Consider the following 19,380-nt stretch of genomic DNA (forward strand, 5'->3'; position numbering starts at 1 on the left):
CCGGCATGACTACTCCGCTGAAGGTCTTCATCACCGGCGCGTCGAGCGGCCTCGGCCTCGCGATGGCCGAGGAATACGCCCGCCAGGGCGCCACGCTCGCCCTCGTCGCGCGCCGCACCGATGCCCTCGATGCGTTCGCGCGGCGCTTCCCCAAGCTGTCCGTCTCCGTCTATAGCGCCGACGTGCGCGACGCCGATGCGCTCGCGACGGCCGCCGCGTCGTTCATCGCCGCGCACGGCTGCCCCGACGTCGTGATCGCGAACGCGGGCATCAGCCAGGGCGCCGTCACGGGCCAGGGCGACCTCGCCACGTTCCGCGACGTGATGGACATCAACTACTACGGGATGGTCGCGACGTTCGAGCCGTTCGTCGGCCCGATGACGGCCGCGCGCCACGGCACGCTGGTCGGCGTCGCGAGCGTCGCCGGCGTGCGCGGCCTGCCCGGCTCCGGCGCGTACAGCGCGTCGAAGTCGGCCGCGATCAAGTATCTCGAGGCGCTGCGCGTCGAGCTGCGCCCGGCCGGTGTCGGCGTCGTGACGATCGCGCCCGGCTATATCCGCACGCCGATGACCGCGCACAACCCGTACCGGATGCCGTTCCTGATGGACGCCGATCGCTTCGCGGCCCGCGCCGCGCAGGCGATCGCGCGGCAGCACGCGTTCCGCGTGATTCCGTGGCAGATGGGCGTCGTCGCGAAGGTGCTGCACGTGTTGCCGCGCTGGCTCTACGACCGCCTGTTCGAGAAGGCGCCGCGCAAGCCGAAGGCCGGCGCGCACTGAGTGCATCGCGCATCCGGCACGCCATGCGTGCCGGACCGGCGCTGCATCGGCGTCGCGGCCGCGCGGTTTTCTTCGTTCCCGCCGCACCACTCGCCACTCGCCACTCGCTGCTGCGGCGACTCCCCCCGCCAAGTGCGTCGCGCCCGCTGATCCGCGCCTTCCCACGTTGCCTTCGCAACCGTGCGCCTCCCCCCTCCTTTACCGCCGCCCCAACACGCATTCCGTCGCGAACGCAGCCGTTGTTCGCTCAATTCACCTCGTTCCGACGCCTTTTTTCACGCGCCGCGCGCTTTGCCGGTATGCTATTCGCCAGCCGCGCCGGCCCCGCCCATCACCGGGCCGCGCCTGCATTCCGCATGCATTCCGACATCCGGCAAAAATCACAAGTCACGTGGGAGAACCTATGCACGTCAAGCTGTTCGCCGCGGCTGCGCTCGCCGCCGCCCTCGCCGCTCCCGGCCTCGCCGTCGCCAAGCCGCTCACCGTCTGCTCGGAATCGAGCCCGGACGGCTTCGACGTCGTGCAGTACAACTCGCTCGTCACCACCAACGCATCGGCCGACGTGATCTTCAACACGCTCGTGTCGTACGACGAAGCCGCGAAGAAGGTCGTGCCGGCGCTCGCCGACAAATGGGAAGCCAGCGCCGACGGCCTCACGTACACGTTCCACCTGCGTCCGAACGTCGCGTTCCAGACCACCGACTACTTCAAGCCGGGCCGCCCGCTGAACGCGGACGACGTCGTGTTCACGTTCTCGCGGATGCTCGACGATGCGAACCCGTGGCACAAGGTGGCCGGCGCGAGCGGCTTTCCGCACGCGCAGTCGATGGGCCTCGTGAAGCTCGTGAAGTCGGTCACGAAGGTCGACGACAACACGGTGAAGTTCGTGCTGAACGAGCCGAACGCGACGTTCGTGCCGATCCTGACGATGGGCTTCGCGTCGATCTACTCGGCCGAATACGCGGACCAGTTGCTGAAGGCCGGCAAGCAGGCCGACCTGAACGCGAAGCCGATCGGCACCGGCCCGTTCGTGCTGAAGAGCTACACGAAGGACGCGCTGATCCGCTACGACGTGAACCCGGCCTACTGGGGCGCGAAGCCGAAAGTCGATCGGCTGATCTACGCGATCACGCCCGACGCGTCCGTGCGCATGCAGAAGGTGAAGGCCGGCGAATGCCAGATCGCGCTGTCGCCGAAGCCGCAGGACGTGCTCGCCGCGAAGGGCGAAAGCGCGCTGAAGGTCGTGCAGACGCCCGCGTTCATGACCGCGTTCGTCGCGCTGAACACGCAGAAGAAGCCGCTCGACAACGAGAAGGTGCGCGAGGCGCTGAACCTCGCGTTCGACCGCTCGACCTACCTGAAGGTCGTGTTCGACAACACGGCGACCGCCGCGAACAACCCGTATCCGCCGAACACGTGGAGCTACGCGAAGGACATCGCGCCGTATGCGTACGATCCCGCGAAGGCGAAGCAGCTGCTCGCGTCGGCCGGTTTCCCGAACGGCTTCTCGACGACGATCTGGACCCGCCCGACGGGCAGCGTGCTGAACCCGAACCCGAAGGCCGGCGCGGAACTGCTGCAGGCCGACCTCGCGAAGATCGGCGTGAAGGCCGAGGTGAAGGTGATCGAATGGGGCGAGCTGATCAAGCAGGCGAAGCTCGGCCAGCATGACATGCTGTTCATGGGCTGGGCCGGCGACAACGGCGATCCGGACAATTACCTGTCGCCGCTGTTCAGCTGCAACGCGGTGAAGTCAGGCATCAACTTCGCGCGCTTCTGCGACGCGCAGCTCGACAAGCTGATCGCCGACGGCAAGTCGACCGCCGACCAGGCCAAGCGCGCGAAGCTGTACGAATCGGCGCAGAAGGTCATCCACGATCAGGCGCTGTGGATTCCGCTCGGCTACCCGACCGCGGCCGCGCTCACGCGCGCGAACGTGAGCGGCTATCACGTCAGCCCGTTCGGCCGCCAGAACTTCACGGCCGTCTCCGTGCAGTAACCGTGCGTGGCGCGCAAGCGACGGCATCCCGGCCCGTCGCTTGCGGCCTGCGCGGCACGCTTGCTACACTGCGCGCTCATTCCTCATACCGGACGCCAGCCAAAGTGACCAACTAAGCCTTCCCAAAAATGTTTTCGCCGCCGTGCCACGCACGCCGCGCGAAGGGTTTCACGCATTTTCGGAGGTGCTTATGGCTGCTGCCACGCCAACCGGCGCGCTCGTCGCGCTTCATCACGTTTCCTTCCGCTTCGACGACGGCGTCACGCTGTTCGATTCGCTCGACCTTTCCATCGATCGCACGCCGACGGGCATCGTCGGCCGCAACGGCGTCGGCAAGAGCCTGCTCGCGCAACTGATCGCGGGCCGGCGCACGCCCAGCGCGGGCACGATCGACCGGCACACGCCCGTCGTCTACGTCGCGCAGCAGCACGACGACGCGCCGGCCGGCACGCGCACCGTCGCGGAAATCGCCGCGCTCGATGCGCCGCTCGCGGCCCTTGCACGCCTGGCGGACGGCCGCGCGCACGCGCTCGACTTCGATCTAATCGGCGATCGCTGGGACCTGGCTGAACGGCTGCGCGCGGCGCTCGACGCGGCCGGCCTGCATGACGTGCGCGCCGACACGCCGGCGCACGCGCTGAGCGGCGGCCAGTTGGCGCGCGTCGCGCTGATCGGCGCATTGCTGTCGGAGGCCGGGCTGCTGGTGCTCGACGAACCGACCAACCATCTCGATGCAGCGGGCCGCGCGTGGCTGCGCGCGGCGCTCGACGGCTGGCGCGGCGGCGTCGTCATCGTCAGCCATGACCGCGCGTTGCTCGCGCACGTGCAGCGCATCGTCGAACTGACGCCGCACGGCGTGCGCGCGTATGGCGGCAACTACGCGCTGTATCGCGCCCAGCGCGACGCGGAACAGGATGCCGCGCAGGCCGCGCTCGAGCATGCGCACGCGGAGCGCGGACGCGAGAGACGCCGGCTCGAACAGGAACACGACACGATCCAGCGCCACGCGGCCGGCGCGCTGCGCGACGCGAAGACGGCCAACCTGTCGTCGATGGCACGTCAGCGTCGCAAGGGCGCGGCGCGCAACATCATGGGGCAGGTCCGGCGTCATCAGAACGACTTCAAGGCGACGCTCGACGAGCGCGTGCAGGAGGCGGCCGCACGCGTCGAAGCCGACGCGCCGGTGCTCGTGTCGTTGCCGGGCACCGAGGTCAGCGCCCGCCGCCAGCTGTTCACGCTCGAGCGTGCGCAATTGCCGTGGCATGCCGCCGGGCGTGCGGACGCGATCACGTGGTCGGCCAGCGGCCCGGTGCGCATCGCGCTGACGGGCCCGAACGGCTGCGGAAAATCGACGCTGCTGCGCATGCTCGCCGGCGAACTCGCGCCGCGCTCCGGTGCCTGCACGACGCACGTGAGCGCCGCGTATCTCGACCAGCGGCTCGCGCTGCTCGACCCCGAGCGCTCGATCGTCGAGCAGTTGGGACTGCTCGATACGCCGCTCGCCGAAGGTGACCTGCGCAGCCGGCTCGCGCTGCTGCAGCTCGATGCCGCACGCGCGACGCAGCCGGTGCATCGCCTGAGCGGCGGCGAACGGCTGAAGGCCGCGCTCGCGTGCGCGTTGTGGCGCGGCACGCCCGCGCAGTTGCTGCTGCTCGACGAGCCGACCAATCACCTCGATCTCGAATCGGTGCGCGCGATCGAAGCCGCGCTGGCCGGCTTCCCCGGCGCGATCGTGGTCGCGTCGCACGACGCCGCGTTTCTTGCGGCGCTCGAACCGACGCACACGATGCAATGGCAGCGCGACGGGTGGCGTTACGAACCCGTCGCGTGATTAGCGATCACGATCGCTCGCCGTTGCGCGTGACGTCCTGATTGGAATCGGCGAGCCGCTGCCTGAAACGCCGCTTCGATTCGCGCACGCCAGCGTCGGTCAGCGCGGCGGATTGCGCTTTGCCGACCGGCTCGGATCGTCGATCAATCCGGGCGCGAGCACGGTGTCGTCGACGGCGCGCGGATCGATAGTCATTTCCATGCGCCCCGCTCCCGTCAGGCGGGTCATGCGTCGAGCTTCGCAGGCCCACGCGTGATCCGGTTTGCGTGGCATGGATCGCGGGGCGCATGGCGCTTGAAACGCAAACGACGGCGACGTTGCGTCGCGCATCGAGCGACCGGGGCAATCAGGCCCGCGTGTAGCGAATCACGCCGTCGTCGCCCTGCTCGCGCACGAGCTCGCCCGCGAGCCACAGCAGGTTCAGGTGGGCGAGCGCCTCGCCGAGCGCGAACGTCATCTGGTGGATGTCGAGCTCGCGGCGGCGGAACATGATCGGCACGATGTCGGCGGCGCTGGCCGGCTGTTCCGCGCACGCGACGCGCACTTCGTCGAGCCGCGCGTCGTGGTGCGCGCGCAGTTGCGCGATGCGCGTGCGCACGCCGCGGAACGGCTTGCCGTGCGACGGCAGCACGAGCGTGTCGGGCGCCATCGTTTCGTAGCGGCCGAGCGATTCCAGATACAGCGCGAGCGGGTTCGCTTCCGGTTCGAGATCAAACACGGACACGTTGGTCGAGATGCGCGGCAGCACCATGTCGCCGGAGATCAGCACGCCGTCCGCTTCGCTGTGCAGCGCGCAATGTTCAGGCGAATGGCCGTAGCCGGTGACGACGCGCCACGTGCGCGCGCCGATCTTCACCGCGTCGCCTTCGCGCAGGCGCCGGTAGCGCGGCGGCACGGCCGGCACGAGATCCGAGTAGTAGCTGCGGCGGCTGCGCAGCTTGTCGAGCGCGGCCGGATCGGTCAGGCCGTGGCGCGCGAAGTGATCGGCCGCGGCCGCGCCGCCGGCGTTCGAGCCGTTGCCGGCCGCCATCAGGCAGCCGAACATGTATTCGCCGAGCGTCATCCACAGCCGCACGTTCCAGCGGCCTTGGTCACCGCCTTCGCACAGCCAGTTCGCGAGGCCGAAGTGATCGGGATGGCAGTGCGTGACGAGCACGCGCAGCACCGGCAGCCCGTCGAGATGCCGATCGAAGATCTGCTCCCAGTGCGTCCGGATCGCATCCGACGAGATCCCGCAGTCGACGATCGTCCAGCCGGCCTGCCCGTCGATCTCGTCGCGCAGCAGCCAGAGATTGATGTGATCGAGCGAAAACGGCAGCGGCATGCGCAGCCAGCGCACGCCCGGCGCGACCTCGAACGTGTCGCCCGCGGCGGGCAGCGTGTCGGCGAAGGGATAGTCGAGTTGGTGTTCCAGTGCGTTCATCGGTCGGGTGTCTCGTCGTTGTCGTTGCAAATGCAGCTGCAAATGCGGGTACGCATGCGGGGGTGAATGCGAGTACATGAGCGCGCGGGCGGCAGGCCGCGGCGGGCATCGCGTCGATTCTATCGCCGTCGCGTGAAACGCGTGCCCGGCGGGCGTCGGCCGGGCAAAAAAGTTCGTGTCAGAATCCGTTCCGTACCCGTATCTTTACGCGAAGATGCACCGAACAGCATGCAACGGCGAACAACCCGCGCATTGACGGCGCTTGGCGCCGGCCCCCGAAACTCATTGAAATGCCGACTTGGGCGCTAAAATGGCGAGTGCTTACAGTCCCTCTCGAACGAGCCTGCACGCAATGAATCACTTCCCCAAGCTGCTGTCGTCGCAGATCGGTTTCGACGTCGCGCAGACGATGCTCGAAAACTTCGACCGTCACTACCGGATCTTCCGGGAAGCCGCGGTCGAGGCGAAGACGCTATACGAGCGCGCCGACTGGCACGGGCTGCAGCGGCTGGCGCGCGAGCGGATCACGTCGTACGACGATCGCGTGCAGGAATGCGTCGAGGTGCTGCAGGACGAATACGACGCGGAGAACATCGACGACGAGGTGTGGCAGCAGATCAAGCTGCACTACATCGGCCTGCTCACGTCGCATCGCCAGCCCGAGTGCGCGGAAACGTTCTTCAATTCGGTGTGCTGCAAGATCCTGCACCGCTCGTATTTCAGCAACGATTTCATCTTCGTGCGGCCCGCGATCTCGACCGAATACCTCGAGAACGACGAGCCGGCCGCGAAGCCGACCTATCGCGCGTACTACCCGGGCACCGACGGGCTCGCGGCCACGCTCGAGCGCATCGTCACGAACTTCCAGCTCGAGCCGCCGTTCGAGGATCTCGCGCGCGACATCGGCTGCGTGATGCAGGCGATCACCGACGAATTCGGCGAGTTCGACGCCGCGCCGAATTTCCAGATCCACGTGCTGTCGTCGCTGTTCTTCCGCAACAAGAGCGCGTACATCGTCGGCCGCATCATCAACGCCGATCGCGTACTGCCGTTCGCGGTGCCGATCCGCCACGTGCGCCCGGGCCTGCTCGCCCTCGACACCGTGCTGCTGCGCCGCGACCTGCTGCAGATCATCTTCAGCTTCTCGCACTCGTATTTCCTCGTCGACATGGGCGTGCCGTCCGCGTACGTGGATTTTCTCTGCACGATCATGCCGGGCAAGCCGAAGGCCGAGATCTACACGTCGGTCGGCCTGCAGAAGCAGGGCAAGAACCTGTTCTACCGCGACCTGCTGCACCATCTGTCGCATTCGAGCGACCGCTTCATCGTCGCGCCCGGGATCAAGGGCCTCGTGATGCTCGTGTTCACGCTGCCGTCGTTCCCGTACGTGTTCAAGATCATCAAGGATCACTTCCCGCCGCCGAAGGAAACGACGCGCGAGCAGATCATGGAGAAGTACCAGCTCGTGAAGCGCCACGACCGCCTCGGACGGATGGCCGACACGCTCGAGTACTCGAGCGTCGCGCTGCCGATCTCGCGGCTCGACCATGCGCTCGTGCGCGAGCTGGAGAAGGAGGTGCCGTCGCTGCTCGAATACGAGGACGGCAACCTCGTGATCAAGCACCTGTACATCGAGCGCCGGATGATCCCGCTCAACCTGTACCTGCAGAACGGCACCGACGCCGACATCGAGCACGGCGTGAAGGAGTACGGCAACGCGGTGAAGGAGTTGATGAAGGCCAACATCTTCCCCGGCGACATGCTCTACAAGAATTTCGGCGTCACGCGCCATGGCCGCGTCGTGTTCTACGACTACGACGAGATCGAATACCTGACCGACTGCAACGTGCGGCGCGTGCCGCCGCCGCGCAACGAGGAAGACGAACTGTCCGGCGAACCGTGGTATACCGTGGGCCCGCACGACATCTTTCCGGAAACCTACGGACCGTTCCTGCTCGGCGACCCGCGCGTGCGGGCGGTCTTCATGAAGCATCACGCGGACTTTTTCGAAGCCTCGCTGTGGCAGGCCAGCAAGGACAAGCTGCTGCAGGGCGAGTTGCCCGATTTTTTCCCGTACGACGCGTCGCTGCGGTTCAGCGTGCGCTACCCCGATCGCTTCGACGCGACGCCGGACGCCGACGACGGCGCGGGCGACGCGCAGCGCGCCGCCTGACGCACGACCGAATCCAATTGAATCGAACCCGTTATCGACCCGCTTTCCGCCAACGGAATCCACACCCGATGAATACCCAAGACAATCCGCTTTCACACCTGTTCGACAACAATGACGCCTGGGTCAAGCGCCAGCTGGCCGACGATCCCGATTTCTTCTCGCGTCTCGCCGACCAGCAGGCGCCGGAATATCTGTGGATCGGCTGCTCGGATTCGCGGGTGCCCGCGAACCAGATCATCGGCCTGCCGCCGGGCGAAGTTTTTGTGCATCGCAACATCGCGAACGTCGTCGTGCACAGCGACCTGAACTGCCTGTCGGTGATCCAGTTCGCGGTCGACATCCTGCGCGTGAAGCACATCATGGTCGTCGGCCACTACGGCTGCTCGGGCGTGAACGCGGCCCTGCACAACCGCCGCGTCGGCCTCGCCGACAACTGGCTACACCACGTGCAGGACGTGCGCGAACGCCACGCGGCGCTGCTCGACGAATGGCCGGTCGGCGAGGCGCGCTATCGCCGCCTGATCGAGCTGAACGCGATCGAGCAGGTCGTCAATGTGTGCCGCACGACGATCGTCAACGACGCGTGGGCGCGCGGCCAGTCGCTCACCGTGCACGGGCTCGTGTATGGCGTGCACGACGGGCGAATGCGCAACCTCGGGATGGCCGTGTCGAACTTCGACGCGCTCGACGAAACCTACAAGCGCTGCGTCGCGGCGCTCACCGCGCGCGGCCAGCATGCGCCCGACAACGACATGGTCGCGGCCGATGCCGCGCGGCTCGACGACGTCGCGCAGGCGGTCGCCGATACGCTCAAGCCGTCGTGCGGCGACGCGAAGTAACCGGCGCCGGCGCGGCGCGCACGCGCCGCGCGTCCTCCGGCTGACGATGCGCACGAGCCTGGTCGCGACGGGTATCGAACTGATCTGACACCGACACTGCCGCCACGGCGGTGCAACGCAAAGGAGCGGCGAACATGAAAACCGTACTGATCGTCGGCGCATCGCGCGGCCTCGGGCGCGAATTCGTCAGGCAATACCGCCGCGACGGCTGGAACGTGATCGCGACCGCGCGCGACGACGCATCGCTCGCCGCGCTGCGCGAACTCGGCGCGCAAGCCTATGCGCTCGACATCGCGCAACCCGAACAGATCGCGGCGCTCGGCTGGAAGCTCGACGGCGAACGGCTCGACGCGGCCGTGCTCGTGTCGGGCGTGTACGGGCCCCGCACCGAGGGCGTCGAGACGATCGGCGCCGAGGATTTCGACGCGGTGATGCATACGAACGTGCGCGGGCCGATGCAGCTGCTGCCGATCCTGCTGCCGCTCGTCGAGGACGCGCGCGGCGTGCTGGCCGTCGTCTCGAGCCGGATGGGCAGCATCGCGGAAGCGACCGGCACGACCGGCTGGCTGTACCGCGCGAGCAAGGCCGCGCTGAACGACGTGCTGCGCATCGCGTCGCTGCAGACGCGCCACGCCGCGTGCATCTCGCTCCATCCCGGCTGGGTGCGCACCGACATGGGCGGCGCGCAGGCCGCGATCGATCCGGAAACCAGCGTGACCGGCATGCGCCGCGTGATCGCCGAAGCCGGTGCGGACCTGTCGCAGGCCAACGGCCGCTTCTTCCAGTACGACGGCGTCGAGCTCAGTTGGTGAGCCGGCATGACAACCCGGCGTCGTTAATTCACGATTCGCATGATTTTGACCCGACCTGACGCGTGCCCGTGCGGCGGCGCGTCCCCCACTCCTGCCGGCAAAGCCCCGGCCCCGCGCTATACGGCGTGCTGCGGCCGCTTCATCGACGGCGGCGAAGCCGCGCCCACCGCGCTCGAGTTGATGCGCTCGCGGTATAGCGCGTACGTGCTCGGCGCGACCGACTATCTGCGCGCGACCTGGGACGCGCACACCTGCCCGGCCGATCTCGATGCCGACCCGAATGCGCCCGACGCGCCGCGCTGGCTCGGCCTCGCGGTCAAACGCCATGCGCCGCTCGACGAACGGCACGCGGAGGTCGAATTCGTGGCCCGCTACAAGGTCGGCGGGCGCGCGTACCGGATCCACGAGACCAGTCGCTTCACCCGCGACGAGCACGGTTTCTGGCGTTATGTCGACGGCGAAGTAAGTGAACGCTGACAAATAGTTGCCGTGTCAGACGCCGGGTAATTCCCGCATTGCACAACCTGAATTTGTCGGGCTACGATGGCCCTTCGGATTGGTCATGTTGCATGGCAGGGCTTACGAATGGCGTTCAGCAAAGTATTGGTGGGATGGATGGCGGCCTGTGCGCTGTCGGCCGCTCAGGCCGGTGCGCTGCCGAACGCAAATGCCGGCGCGGCCGCGGCCGGCGGCTCGCTCGCCCATGCCGAGCGCTTCGATTACGGCGATTCACGCCTCCCGCAAGTCGCCGCGAACCTCAACGAACAAGTCATCAGCATTCCGGCCGATGCGTCGGGCACCGTGATGCTCGAGGCCACGCTGTTCAAGCCGGACGGCCCCGGCCCCTTCCCGCTCGTCGTCTTCAACCACGGCAAGAACACCGGCGATCTCCATCTGCAGCCGCGCAGCCGGCCGCTCGCGTTCGCCCGTGAATTCGTGCGCCGCGGCTATGCGGTGATCGCGCCGAACCGACAAGGCTTCGCCGGGTCGGGCGGCACGTACCAGCAGGAAGGCTGCAACGTCGGCAAGAACGGCCTCGCGCAGGCCGCCGACGTCGCCGCGACGGTCCGCTACATGTCGCGTCAGTCGTACGTCGATGCGTCGCGCATCGTCGTCGCCGGCACGTCGCATGGCGGCCTCGCTTCGGTCGCGTACGGCACCGAAGCGGCGCCCGGCGTGCGCGGCATCGTCAACTTCTCCGGCGGGCTGCGCCAGGACCTCTGCGACGGCTGGCAGCGCAATCTCGTCGAAGCATTCGACCAGTACGGCGCGCATACGGCCGTGCGCTCGCTGTGGCTGTACGGCGACAACGATTCGGTGTGGACGCCCGCGCTCGTCGCGCAGATGCACGACGCATACGTTTCGCACGGCACGCAGGCGCAATTCATCGATTTCGGCCGCTACAAGGACGACGCGCACCGGCTGATCGTCGACCGCGACGGCGTGCCCGTGTGGTGGCCGGCCGTGCATGCGTTCCTCGCGGACCTGAACCTGCCGACCTCGGTGCGCTATGCGGTCGCGAACCCGCACGAACCGAATGCGACCGGCTACGCGTCGATCGACGCGGTCGAGGCAGTGCCGTTCCTCGACGCGGCCGGCCGCGAAGGCTATCGCCGCTTCCTGAGCCAGCATCCGAGCCGCGCGTTCGCGGTGTCCGCCGAAGGCGCGTGGTCATGGGCCGAAGGCGGCGACGACCCGATGGCACTCGCGCTCGACAACTGCACGAAGCAAGGTGCGGGCGCATGCCGGCTGTATGCGGTCAACGACCGCGTCGTGTGGAACGGCGCGACGCAGACGGCCGACAACGGCGACGCCGATACGCACGCGCTGGCGTCGCGCTGACGCGCGAATCGCGACGGCCGGGATTTGGCGCTTTCGGCATCGTTCCCTTCTCTGCTCTCCCTGTACTGAACGCTCGCGCGGCCCACAGCGGCGTTCGCATATCGCGACGCCCGCGATCCGGTGCTTTCGGCATCGTCCCCTTCGCTCCTCTCCCTGTACTGAACGCTCGCGTGGCCCGCAGCGGCGTTCGCATATCGCGACGCCCGGGATCCGGCGCTTTCGGCATCGTCTCCTTCTCGCTCCTCTCCCTGTACTGAACGCTCGCGTGGCCCGCAGCGGGGTTCGCATGCCCGTTCGCCGGATCATGTGAGCCGCCGAAGCGCGCCCGCCCACGATATCCGTGAAGCCGTTTCCCGGCGCCTTTCCCGATCCCCTGCGCCCGATTCCTCATCCATTCGCCCGCCACCACATGCATTGCGTCGCACCTCGCGCCCTTTTTCCTTCCCGCCCCGATTTTTGGTCCTCGCGAGCCGGTCCGCCCAACGATTTTTTTCTGTCGGGGGGTCTCACTCGAACGTCGTCATCTGCGCGCATTTCGGGATATCTGGCGCGTACCGTTCCGAGCACCCCGGATCTGCGCCGAACTCCCGCCCGGCAAGGCTTTGCGGCGTTTGTAACCGGTAGTGCAACGCGCGGCGGAACACGCTAATCTCAGCGCGTTTTCCGTCTGTCGCCGCGCGGCATCCGTTCGATGCCCGCCGCCGTTTTACCCCCCGGAGTCGCCTTGAGTACGCCAGCCACTGACGACTGGGTCGCGCGCAGCCTGCGCGCGGTCTGGCATCCCTGCACCCAGATGAAGCACCACGAGCGCCTGCCGCTCATTCCCGTCGCGCGCGGCGCCGGCGTGTGGCTGTACGACCGCGACCGCCGCCGCTACTTCGATGCGATCAGCTCGTGGTGGGTGAATCTGTTCGGCCATGCGAACCCGGACATCAACGCGGCGCTGAAGGACCAGCTCGACACGCTCGAGCACGCGATGCTCGCCGGCTGCACGCACGAGCCGGCGATCGAGCTCGCCGAGCGGCTGCATGTGCTCACCGCGCGCACGCTCGGCCATGCGTTCTTCGCGTCGGACGGCGCGTCGGCGGTCGAGATCGCGCTGAAGATGAGCTTCCACGCGTGGCGCAACCGCGGCCGCGCGGACAAGCGCGAATTCGTGTGCGTCGCGAACAGCTATCACGGCGAGACCATCGGCGCGCTCGGCGTGACCGACGTGGCGCTGTTCAAGGATGCGTACGACCCGCTGATCCGCAACGCGCACGTGGTCGCGTCGCCCGACGCACGCGGCGCGCAGCCGGGCGAAACGGCCGCCGACGTTGCGGGCCGCGCGCTCGACGACGTGCGGCGCCTGTTCGCCGAACGCGCGGACCGGATCGCCGCGCTGATCGTCGAGCCGCTCGTGCAATGCGCGGCCGGCATGGCGATGCATGATCCGTCGTACGTGCGCGGGCTGCGCGCGCTGTGCGACGAGTTCGGCGTGCACCTGATCGCCGACGAGATCGCGGTCGGCTGCGGCCGCACCGGCACCTTCTTCGCGTGCGAACAGGCCGGCGTCTGGCCCGATTTCCTGTGCCTGTCGAAAGGCATCAGCGGCGGCTACCTGCCGCTATCGCTCGTGCTCACGCGCGACGACGTGTTCGCGGCCTTCTACGACGACGACACGACGCGCGGCTTCCTGCATTCGCATTCGTACACCGGCAACCCGCTCGCGTGCCGCGCGGCGGTCGCGACGCTCGACCTGTTCGCGCGCGACGACGTGCTCGCCGGCAACGCGCGCAAGTCGGCCGCGATGCGCGCCGCGCTCGCGCCGCTCGACGCGCATCCGCAGGTGCGTCACCTGCGCGAGCGCGGCACGCTGTTCGCATTCGACGTCGCGCTCGACGGCGACGCGGCACGCGGCTTCTCGCGGCGCTTCTTCGAGCGCGCGCTCGAACGCGAACTGCTGCTGCGTCCGATCGGCACGACCGTGTACCTGATGCCGCCGTATGTGATGAGCGACGACGACATCGCGTGGCTCGCGCAACGCACGCGCGACACGCTGGATGCGACGCTCGCGGAGATCATGCAATGACACAAACGGCCCCAGGCTCCCTTCGTTCGCTGCCCCCCGAGGGGGCGGCAGCAACGAACCTGCTCGATACGCTGCAACGCGGCCTCGCCGAGCTCGACGCACAAGGGTTGCGCCGCGTGCGCCGCACCGCCGACACCGCGTGCGACGCGCACATGCGCGTCGACGGCCGCGACATCGTCGGCTTCGCGAGTAACGACTATCTCGGCCTCGCCGCGCATCCGGCGCTCGTCGCCGCGTTCGCCGAAGGCGCGCGGCGCTATGGCTCCGGCAGCGGCGGCTCGCATCTGCTCGGCGGCCATTCGCGTGCGCACGCAACGCTCGAAGAGGAACTCGCGGCCTTCTCGGGCGGCTTCTCCGACGCGCCGCGCGCGCTGTACTTCAGCACCGGCTACATGGCGAACCTCGCCGCGATGACGGCGCTCACCGGCAAGGGCGCGACGATCTTCTCCGATGCGCTTAATCATGCGTCGCTGATCGACGGCATGCGGCTGTCGCGCGCGAACGTACAGGTCTATCCGCATGCGGACACGGCCGCGCTCGCCGCGCTGCTCGACGCGTCCGACGCCGACACGAAACTGATCGTCAGCGACACCGTGTTCAGCATGGATGGCGACATCGCGCCGCTCGCCGAACTCGTCGCGCTGGCCGAACGCCACGGCGCGTGGCTCGTCGTCGACGACGCGCACGGCTTCGGCGTGCTGGGGCCCCAGGGCCGCGGCGCGCTCGCGGCCGCCGCGCTGCGCTCGCCGAACCTGATCTACGTCGGCACGCTCGGCAAGGCAGCCGGCGTCGCGGGCGCGTTCGTGATCGCGCACGAGACCGTGATCGAATGGATGATCCAGCGTGCGCGCAGCTACATCTTCACGACGGCCGCGCCACCGGCCGTCGCGCATGCGGTATCGGCGAGCCTGAAGGTAATCGCCGGCGACGAAGGCGACGCGCGACGCGCGCACCTCGCCGCGCTGATCGAGCGCACGCGCGCGCTGCTGCACATGACGCGCTGGCAGCCGGTCGACTCGCACACGACCGTGCAGCCGCTCGTGATCGGCAGCAACGACGCGACGCTCGCGGCGATGCGCTCGCTCGACGCGCACGGCCTGTGGGTGCCCGCGATCCGGCCGCCGACGGTGCCCGTCGGCACGTCGCGGCTGCGCGTATCACTGTCGGCAGCGCATTCGTTCGACGATCTCGCACGGCTCGAAGCAGCCTTGATCGAAGCCAGCGAGGGGCAGACCCGGCGGGAGGCAGAACAGCCCCCACGCTCACTGCGTTCGCTGCCCCCCGAGGGGGCTGCAGCCTCCCTTGGGGCGGCCCGGCGGGAGACTGCGGCATGACCGCCCCGCTCTCGCTGTTCGTCACCGGCACCGACACCGAAATCGGCAAGACCTTCGTCTCGGCTGCGATGCTGCACGGCTTCGCGCGGCATGGCCTGCGTGCAGCCGCGCTGAAGCCCGTCGCGGCGGGCGCGTATGAACGCGACGGCGTGTGGCGCAACGAGGACGCTGACCAGCTCGACGCAGCCGCGAACGTCGTGCTGCCGCCCGAACTGCGCACGCCGTTCCTGCTGAAGGCACCCGCCGCGCCGCATATCGTCGCGGCACAAGAAGGCGTGACGCTCGACATCGACACGATCGTCGCGTGCCATCGCGAAGCGCTGACGCGCGCGGATATCGTCGTCGTCGAAGGCGCCGGCGGCTTTCGCGTGCCGCTGAACGACACGCAGGACATGGCCGATCTCGCGGTCGCGCTCGGCGTGCCCGTCGTGCTCGTCGTCGGCGTGCGGCTCGGCTGCATCAGCCATGCGCTGCTCACCGCCGACGCGATCGCCGCGCGCGGCCTGCGCATCGGCGGCTGGGTGGCGAACCACGTCGACCCGGCGATGTCGTTCCCCGACGAGAACGTCGCGACGATGCGCGACTGGCTCGCCCGCGAGCACGGCGCGCCGCTGATCGGTCGCATTCCGCACATGAGCCCGGCCGCCGCCGAATCCGCCGCGGCGATGCTCGACATCGCCGCGCTCGTCGAGACGCTGCGCGCCGCGCAGCATTGACCCAACAGAAACAGATCCCCCGATCCCTCATCCCCGTCCAGGACAGGAAAACGATATGACCCAAGCCCAGACCGCCACCGTGCAACCCGACGCGATTCCCGTGGCCGCTCCGGCCTCGCAGCGCTGGCGCGTCGCCGACGTCGTCGCGCTGTTCGAGCTGCCGTTCAACGACCTGATCTTCCGCGCGCAGCAGGTGCATCGCGAACACTTCGACGCGAACGCGGTGCAGCTGTCGACGCTGCTGTCGATCAAGACGGGCGGCTGCGAGGAAGATTGCGGCTACTGCTCGCAATCGTCGCACCACGACACGGGCCTGAAGGCCGAGAAGCTGATGGACGTCGACACGGTGCTCGACGCCGCGCGCGCGGCGAAGGCGAACGGCGCGAGCCGCTTCTGCATGGGCGCCGCGTGGCGCAACCCGAAGGAGCGCCACATGCCGGCGCTGACCGAGATGGTGCGTGGCGTGAAGGAACTCGGCCTCGAAACCTGCATGACGCTCGGCATGCTGGAAGACGAGCAGGCGCAGGAACTCGCGAACGCGGGCCTCGACTACTACAACCACAACCTCGACACGTCGCCGGAGTTCTACGGCCAGGTGATCTCGACGCGCACCTACCAGGATCGCCTCGACACGCTCGACCGCGTGCGCGATGCGGGCATCAACGTGTGCTGCGGCGGCATCATCGGGATGGGCGAATCGCGCCGCGAACGCGCGGGCCTGATCTCGCAGCTCGCGAACCTGAATCCGTATCCGGATTCGGTGCCGATCAACAACCTCGTCGCGATCGAAGGCACGCCGCTCGAAGGTACCGCACCGCTCGACCCGTTCGAATTCGTGCGCACGATCGCGGTTGCGCGGATCACGATGCCGAAGGCCGTCGTGCGCCTGTCGGCCGGCCGCGAGCAGCTCGACGACGGGCTGCAGGCGATGTGCTTCCTCGCCGGCGCGAACTCGATGTTCTACGGCGACCAGCTGCTGACGACGAGCAACCCGCAGTCGCAGAAGGATCGTGCGCTGTTCGAGCGCCTCGGCATCCGCGCGAGCGACGCGGACGCGATGCAGGCGAACGCGTAAGCGGCAGCACCACGTACCAACGAAAAAGCCGGGGCATGCCCCGGCTTTTTTTCACCCGATCGTCTGCGCCGGTCGCCCTGCGCATCGCGAAGCGTGCGCGTCACACGTGCGCCGCCGCGCCGTCGAGCGCCGCGCGCACGCGCTCGACCTGCTGGGCGTCGACGGGCGCCAGCACCTCGCCGCGCACCCGCACGCCCGAGCCGAAATGCACCGCGCGCACGCCGGTCGCGCGGACGAAATCGCCGACCGCATCGACCGTGAGCCCCGAGCCGGCCAGCACCGTGCAGGTCGAGCCGGCCGCCTGCCGCACCATCCGCGTGATCGTCGCGACGGCGTCGAGCACCGACGGATGGCCGCCCGACGTCAGCACCGACGTGACGGCCGGCACGCGCAGCAGCGCATCGAATGCGGCGTTCAGGTCGCGCGACACGTCGAACGCGCGATGGAACGTCAGGTCGCGCCCGTCCGCGGCGGCCGCGATGCGGGCGAGCGCGTCGAGATCGATGTCGCCGCGCGCATCGAGCGCGCCGAACACGACGCCGTTCGCGCCCGCCGCGACGGCCGCGCGCACGTCGCGTTCGATCACGCGCAGATCGTCGGCGTCATAGACGAACGAGCGGCTGTGCGGGCGCACGATCACGTTGACCGGAATCGGCACCGCGGCCACGACGGCCTCGATCAGGCCGACGCTCGGCGTGAGCCCGCCTTCGGTGATCGCGGTCACGAGTTCGAGGCGGTCGGCCCCCGCGCGGGCGGCAGCCTTCGCGTCGCCGACGGTCGTGGCGATCACTTCGAGGAGGACGGAGGAACGGGCGGTACGGTTCATCGGCGGCTCGCGAATCGTCAGGACAATTCGCGCATCCTAGCCGAGCGGCGTGAACCGCGCCAGCGCGGCGCCTGCACGCCGCCCGCGCTATGCGCCGCCGATCTCCTCGTCGACCCAGTCGATATCGCCGCACAGCACGTGCTGCGCGTCGCCGATGCGCACGGCCACCGACAGCGTCACGCACGGCTGCGCCTCGTTGATCGACAGGTACGGACGCGTCACCTGCACGCGTCCGGGCTCGGCGATCGCCGTGCGGAAGTACGGCCGGCGCAGCCAGTTCGCACCCTGCGCATCCGACAGCGGCGAGAAGCGCGCCTCGGCGAGCGCGCGGTCCGCGCGCAGCACGACGTTGCGGCCCGCCTGGCGGCCCCGCGCGTCGAGCAGGAAGCAGCGCGCGGCGGCGTCGAGCGCGAGGAAGTTCCAGCACACCTCGTCGAGCGGCTCGCCGGCCGCCACCCGCTCGGCCGCGCGCTCGAACGCGCGCAGGTACGGCGCGAGCCGCTGCGCGTCACGCCGCTCGCGCGCTTCGGTTTGCTCACGAAAGCGCTCGGTCAGCTCGCCGATGCAGCCGGTCGCCGCCGCGCTGTCGGGCAGCCCGGGCGCCGGGCGGCCGAAGTAATAGCCCTGCACGAAATCGGCCTCGCACGACAGCGCGATCTGCGCGTCGTGCTCGGTCTCGATCCCTTCGACGAGCACCAGCTTGCCGGCCTCGTGCAGCAGCGTGACGAGCCCGTGCAGGATCGCGGTGAGCCCCGTGCGGTGCGCCGCGTGGGACAGCATGATCCGGTCGAGCTTCACGATGTCCGGGTTCAGCTGCCAGATCCGCTCGAGGTTCGAGTGGCCGGCGCCGAAATCGTCGAGCGCGATCAGGAAGCCCTGCGCGCGGAACTCGCGCACGGCGTCGGCGAGCCGCTCGACGTCTTCCGCGCGCTGTTCGAGCACTTCGAGCACGACGCGGCGCGGCGGCATGCCGATCCGCTTCAGGTTCGCGAGCAGCGCGGCGGCCTGGAACGGATCGGTGAGCACGCCCGGATGCACGTTGAGGAACAGCCACTCGCGCTCGGCGCCGAGCAGCGCGAAGTTCTCGAGGTGCAGCGCCTGCGCGAGCCGGTCGAGCTGCAGCAGCTCGCCCTGGCGCGCGGCCTCGCCGAACACGTCGAGCGGCGACACCGCGCGGTCGAGCACGTCATGCGCACGCAACAGCGCCTCGTAGCCCACCGCACGCTGGTGCGACAGGCTGAAGATCGGCTGAAACACGGTCGTGAGCGTCAGGTCGCGATGCCGCGTCGCCAGGCGTTCGAGGCCAGAGCTCATCTCCCGCTCGAAACGATACGGCGACGCGGTGGCCGGGCGCTCCTGCTGCACGATCGTCATGGCTTCCTCCTGGCGATGCAGCCGAACGCGGCGGTGGTTCGAAATGGCGCGCGCAATGTCATGGTCGAATCCTCGGTTGTCCGGCCGGTGCCGGACGGTACGCAAGCATCAAGCAAGCTTCGTGCAAGCCCTGAACACGCGCGCCACGCCTGCGTGCGGCGCCGCCGCACCAGCGTGGCGCAGGCCGGATGCACCGTTTGCGTGCATGCGCACCGGCGCACTCGAACGCACCCGTCACGCCGTCACGCTACACTCCGTCCGATCGTTTCATTCTCCACAATTGCCG

General features: G+C 68.7%; 16 protein-coding genes. 12 read left to right on the top strand and 4 right to left on the bottom strand.

All coding sequences use genetic code 11. The annotated features are described in order from the left end of the window. Positions 1–5 precede the first annotated feature (5 nt). The 3 genes from LMA02_RS15125 to LMA02_RS15135 all read left to right on the top strand — a co-directional run bounded on the left by LMA02_RS15125 (position 6) and on the right by LMA02_RS15135 (position 4,609). A complete protein-coding gene (locus LMA02_RS15125; RefSeq protein WP_006750886.1) occupies positions 6–779 on the top strand; it encodes an SDR family oxidoreductase in 774 nt (257 codons plus the stop codon). 403 nt (positions 780–1,182) lie between these two features. Beyond that, positions 1,183–2,778, top strand: a complete 1,596-nt coding sequence (locus LMA02_RS15130; RefSeq protein ID WP_228905914.1) for an ABC transporter substrate-binding protein — start codon at positions 1,183–1,185, stop codon at positions 2,776–2,778. A 190-nt stretch (positions 2,779–2,968) separates the two neighbouring features. Continuing rightward, positions 2,969–4,609 (top strand): ABC-F family ATP-binding cassette domain-containing protein, encoded by a 1,641-nt coding sequence (locus LMA02_RS15135; RefSeq protein WP_228905916.1) that lies wholly within the window; start codon positions 2,969–2,971, stop codon positions 4,607–4,609. A 99-nt stretch (positions 4,610–4,708) separates the two neighbouring features. Here the strand turns inward: LMA02_RS15135 and LMA02_RS35270 are convergent, their stop codons facing one another. Together LMA02_RS35270 and LMA02_RS15140 are read right to left on the bottom strand one after the other, a co-directional pair. Next, positions 4,709–4,837 carry a hypothetical protein gene (locus LMA02_RS35270; RefSeq protein ID WP_267478968.1) on the bottom strand — a complete coding sequence of 43 codons (129 nt, stop codon included), beginning with the start codon at positions 4,835–4,837 and terminating at the stop codon, positions 4,709–4,711. A 118-nt stretch (positions 4,838–4,955) separates the two neighbouring features. Continuing rightward, positions 4,956–6,032, bottom strand: a complete 1,077-nt coding sequence (locus tag LMA02_RS15140; protein ID WP_228905918.1) for an MBL fold metallo-hydrolase — start codon at positions 6,030–6,032, stop codon at positions 4,956–4,958. Between the two features lie 352 nt (positions 6,033–6,384). Here LMA02_RS15140 and aceK point away from each other — a divergent pair, with 352 nt between their 5' ends. The 9 genes from aceK (at position 6,385) to bioB (ending at position 16,894) form a co-directional block, all read left to right on the top strand. Then, positions 6,385–8,205 carry a bifunctional isocitrate dehydrogenase kinase/phosphatase gene (gene aceK, locus LMA02_RS15145; RefSeq protein WP_228905920.1) on the top strand — a complete coding sequence of 607 codons (1,821 nt, stop codon included), beginning with the start codon at positions 6,385–6,387 and terminating at the stop codon, positions 8,203–8,205. A gap of 68 nt (positions 8,206–8,273) precedes the next feature. Beyond that, positions 8,274–9,044, top strand: coding sequence for a carbonate dehydratase (gene can / locus LMA02_RS15150; protein ID WP_228905922.1), 771 nt, complete (start codon positions 8,274–8,276; stop codon positions 9,042–9,044). Between the two features lie 134 nt (positions 9,045–9,178). Continuing rightward, on the top strand, positions 9,179–9,856 hold the full coding sequence (locus LMA02_RS15155; RefSeq protein ID WP_006750880.1) for an SDR family oxidoreductase: 678 nt from the start codon (positions 9,179–9,181) through the stop codon (positions 9,854–9,856). Positions 9,857–9,895: 39 nt separating this feature from the next. Further along, positions 9,896–10,333 carry a YchJ family protein gene (locus LMA02_RS15160; protein ID WP_228905924.1) on the top strand — a complete coding sequence of 146 codons (438 nt, stop codon included), beginning with the start codon at positions 9,896–9,898 and terminating at the stop codon, positions 10,331–10,333. A 108-nt stretch (positions 10,334–10,441) separates the two neighbouring features. Next, on the top strand, positions 10,442–11,698 hold the full coding sequence (locus LMA02_RS15165; RefSeq protein ID WP_228905926.1) for a dienelactone hydrolase family protein: 1,257 nt from the start codon (positions 10,442–10,444) through the stop codon (positions 11,696–11,698). Between the two features lie 724 nt (positions 11,699–12,422). Beyond that, positions 12,423–13,769 carry an adenosylmethionine--8-amino-7-oxononanoate transaminase gene (bioA, locus tag LMA02_RS15170; RefSeq protein WP_228905928.1) on the top strand — a complete coding sequence of 449 codons (1,347 nt, stop codon included), beginning with the start codon at positions 12,423–12,425 and terminating at the stop codon, positions 13,767–13,769. After that, positions 13,766–15,103: an 8-amino-7-oxononanoate synthase gene (gene bioF / locus LMA02_RS15175; RefSeq protein WP_228905929.1), complete on the top strand. Its 1,338-nt coding sequence runs from the start codon at positions 13,766–13,768 to the stop codon at positions 15,101–15,103. The genes bioA and bioF overlap by 4 nt, the downstream gene beginning before the upstream one ends. Further along, the gene (gene bioD / locus LMA02_RS15180) at positions 15,100–15,819 is read left to right on the top strand and encodes a dethiobiotin synthase (protein ID WP_228905931.1); all 720 of its coding nucleotides are present in this window, start codon (positions 15,100–15,102) and stop codon (positions 15,817–15,819) included. The genes bioF and bioD overlap by 4 nt, the downstream gene beginning before the upstream one ends. Before the next feature lie 55 nt (positions 15,820–15,874). Further along, a complete protein-coding gene (bioB, locus tag LMA02_RS15185; protein ID WP_228905934.1) occupies positions 15,875–16,894 on the top strand; it encodes a biotin synthase BioB in 1,020 nt (339 codons plus the stop codon). Between the two features lie 100 nt (positions 16,895–16,994). On the opposite strand, the gene LMA02_RS15190 is transcribed toward bioB, so the two are convergent. Beyond that, positions 16,995–17,720, bottom strand: a complete 726-nt coding sequence (locus tag LMA02_RS15190) for a copper homeostasis protein CutC (protein WP_228905936.1) — start codon at positions 17,718–17,720, stop codon at positions 16,995–16,997. 87 nt (positions 17,721–17,807) lie between these two features. Beyond that, a complete protein-coding gene (locus LMA02_RS15195; protein WP_228905938.1) occupies positions 17,808–19,094 on the bottom strand; it encodes an EAL domain-containing protein in 1,287 nt (428 codons plus the stop codon). Positions 19,095–19,380 lie beyond the last annotated feature (286 nt).

This window comes from Burkholderia sp. B21-005, assembly GCF_020843965.1.
GTDB lineage: Bacteria > Pseudomonadota > Gammaproteobacteria > Burkholderiales > Burkholderiaceae > Burkholderia > Burkholderia ambifaria.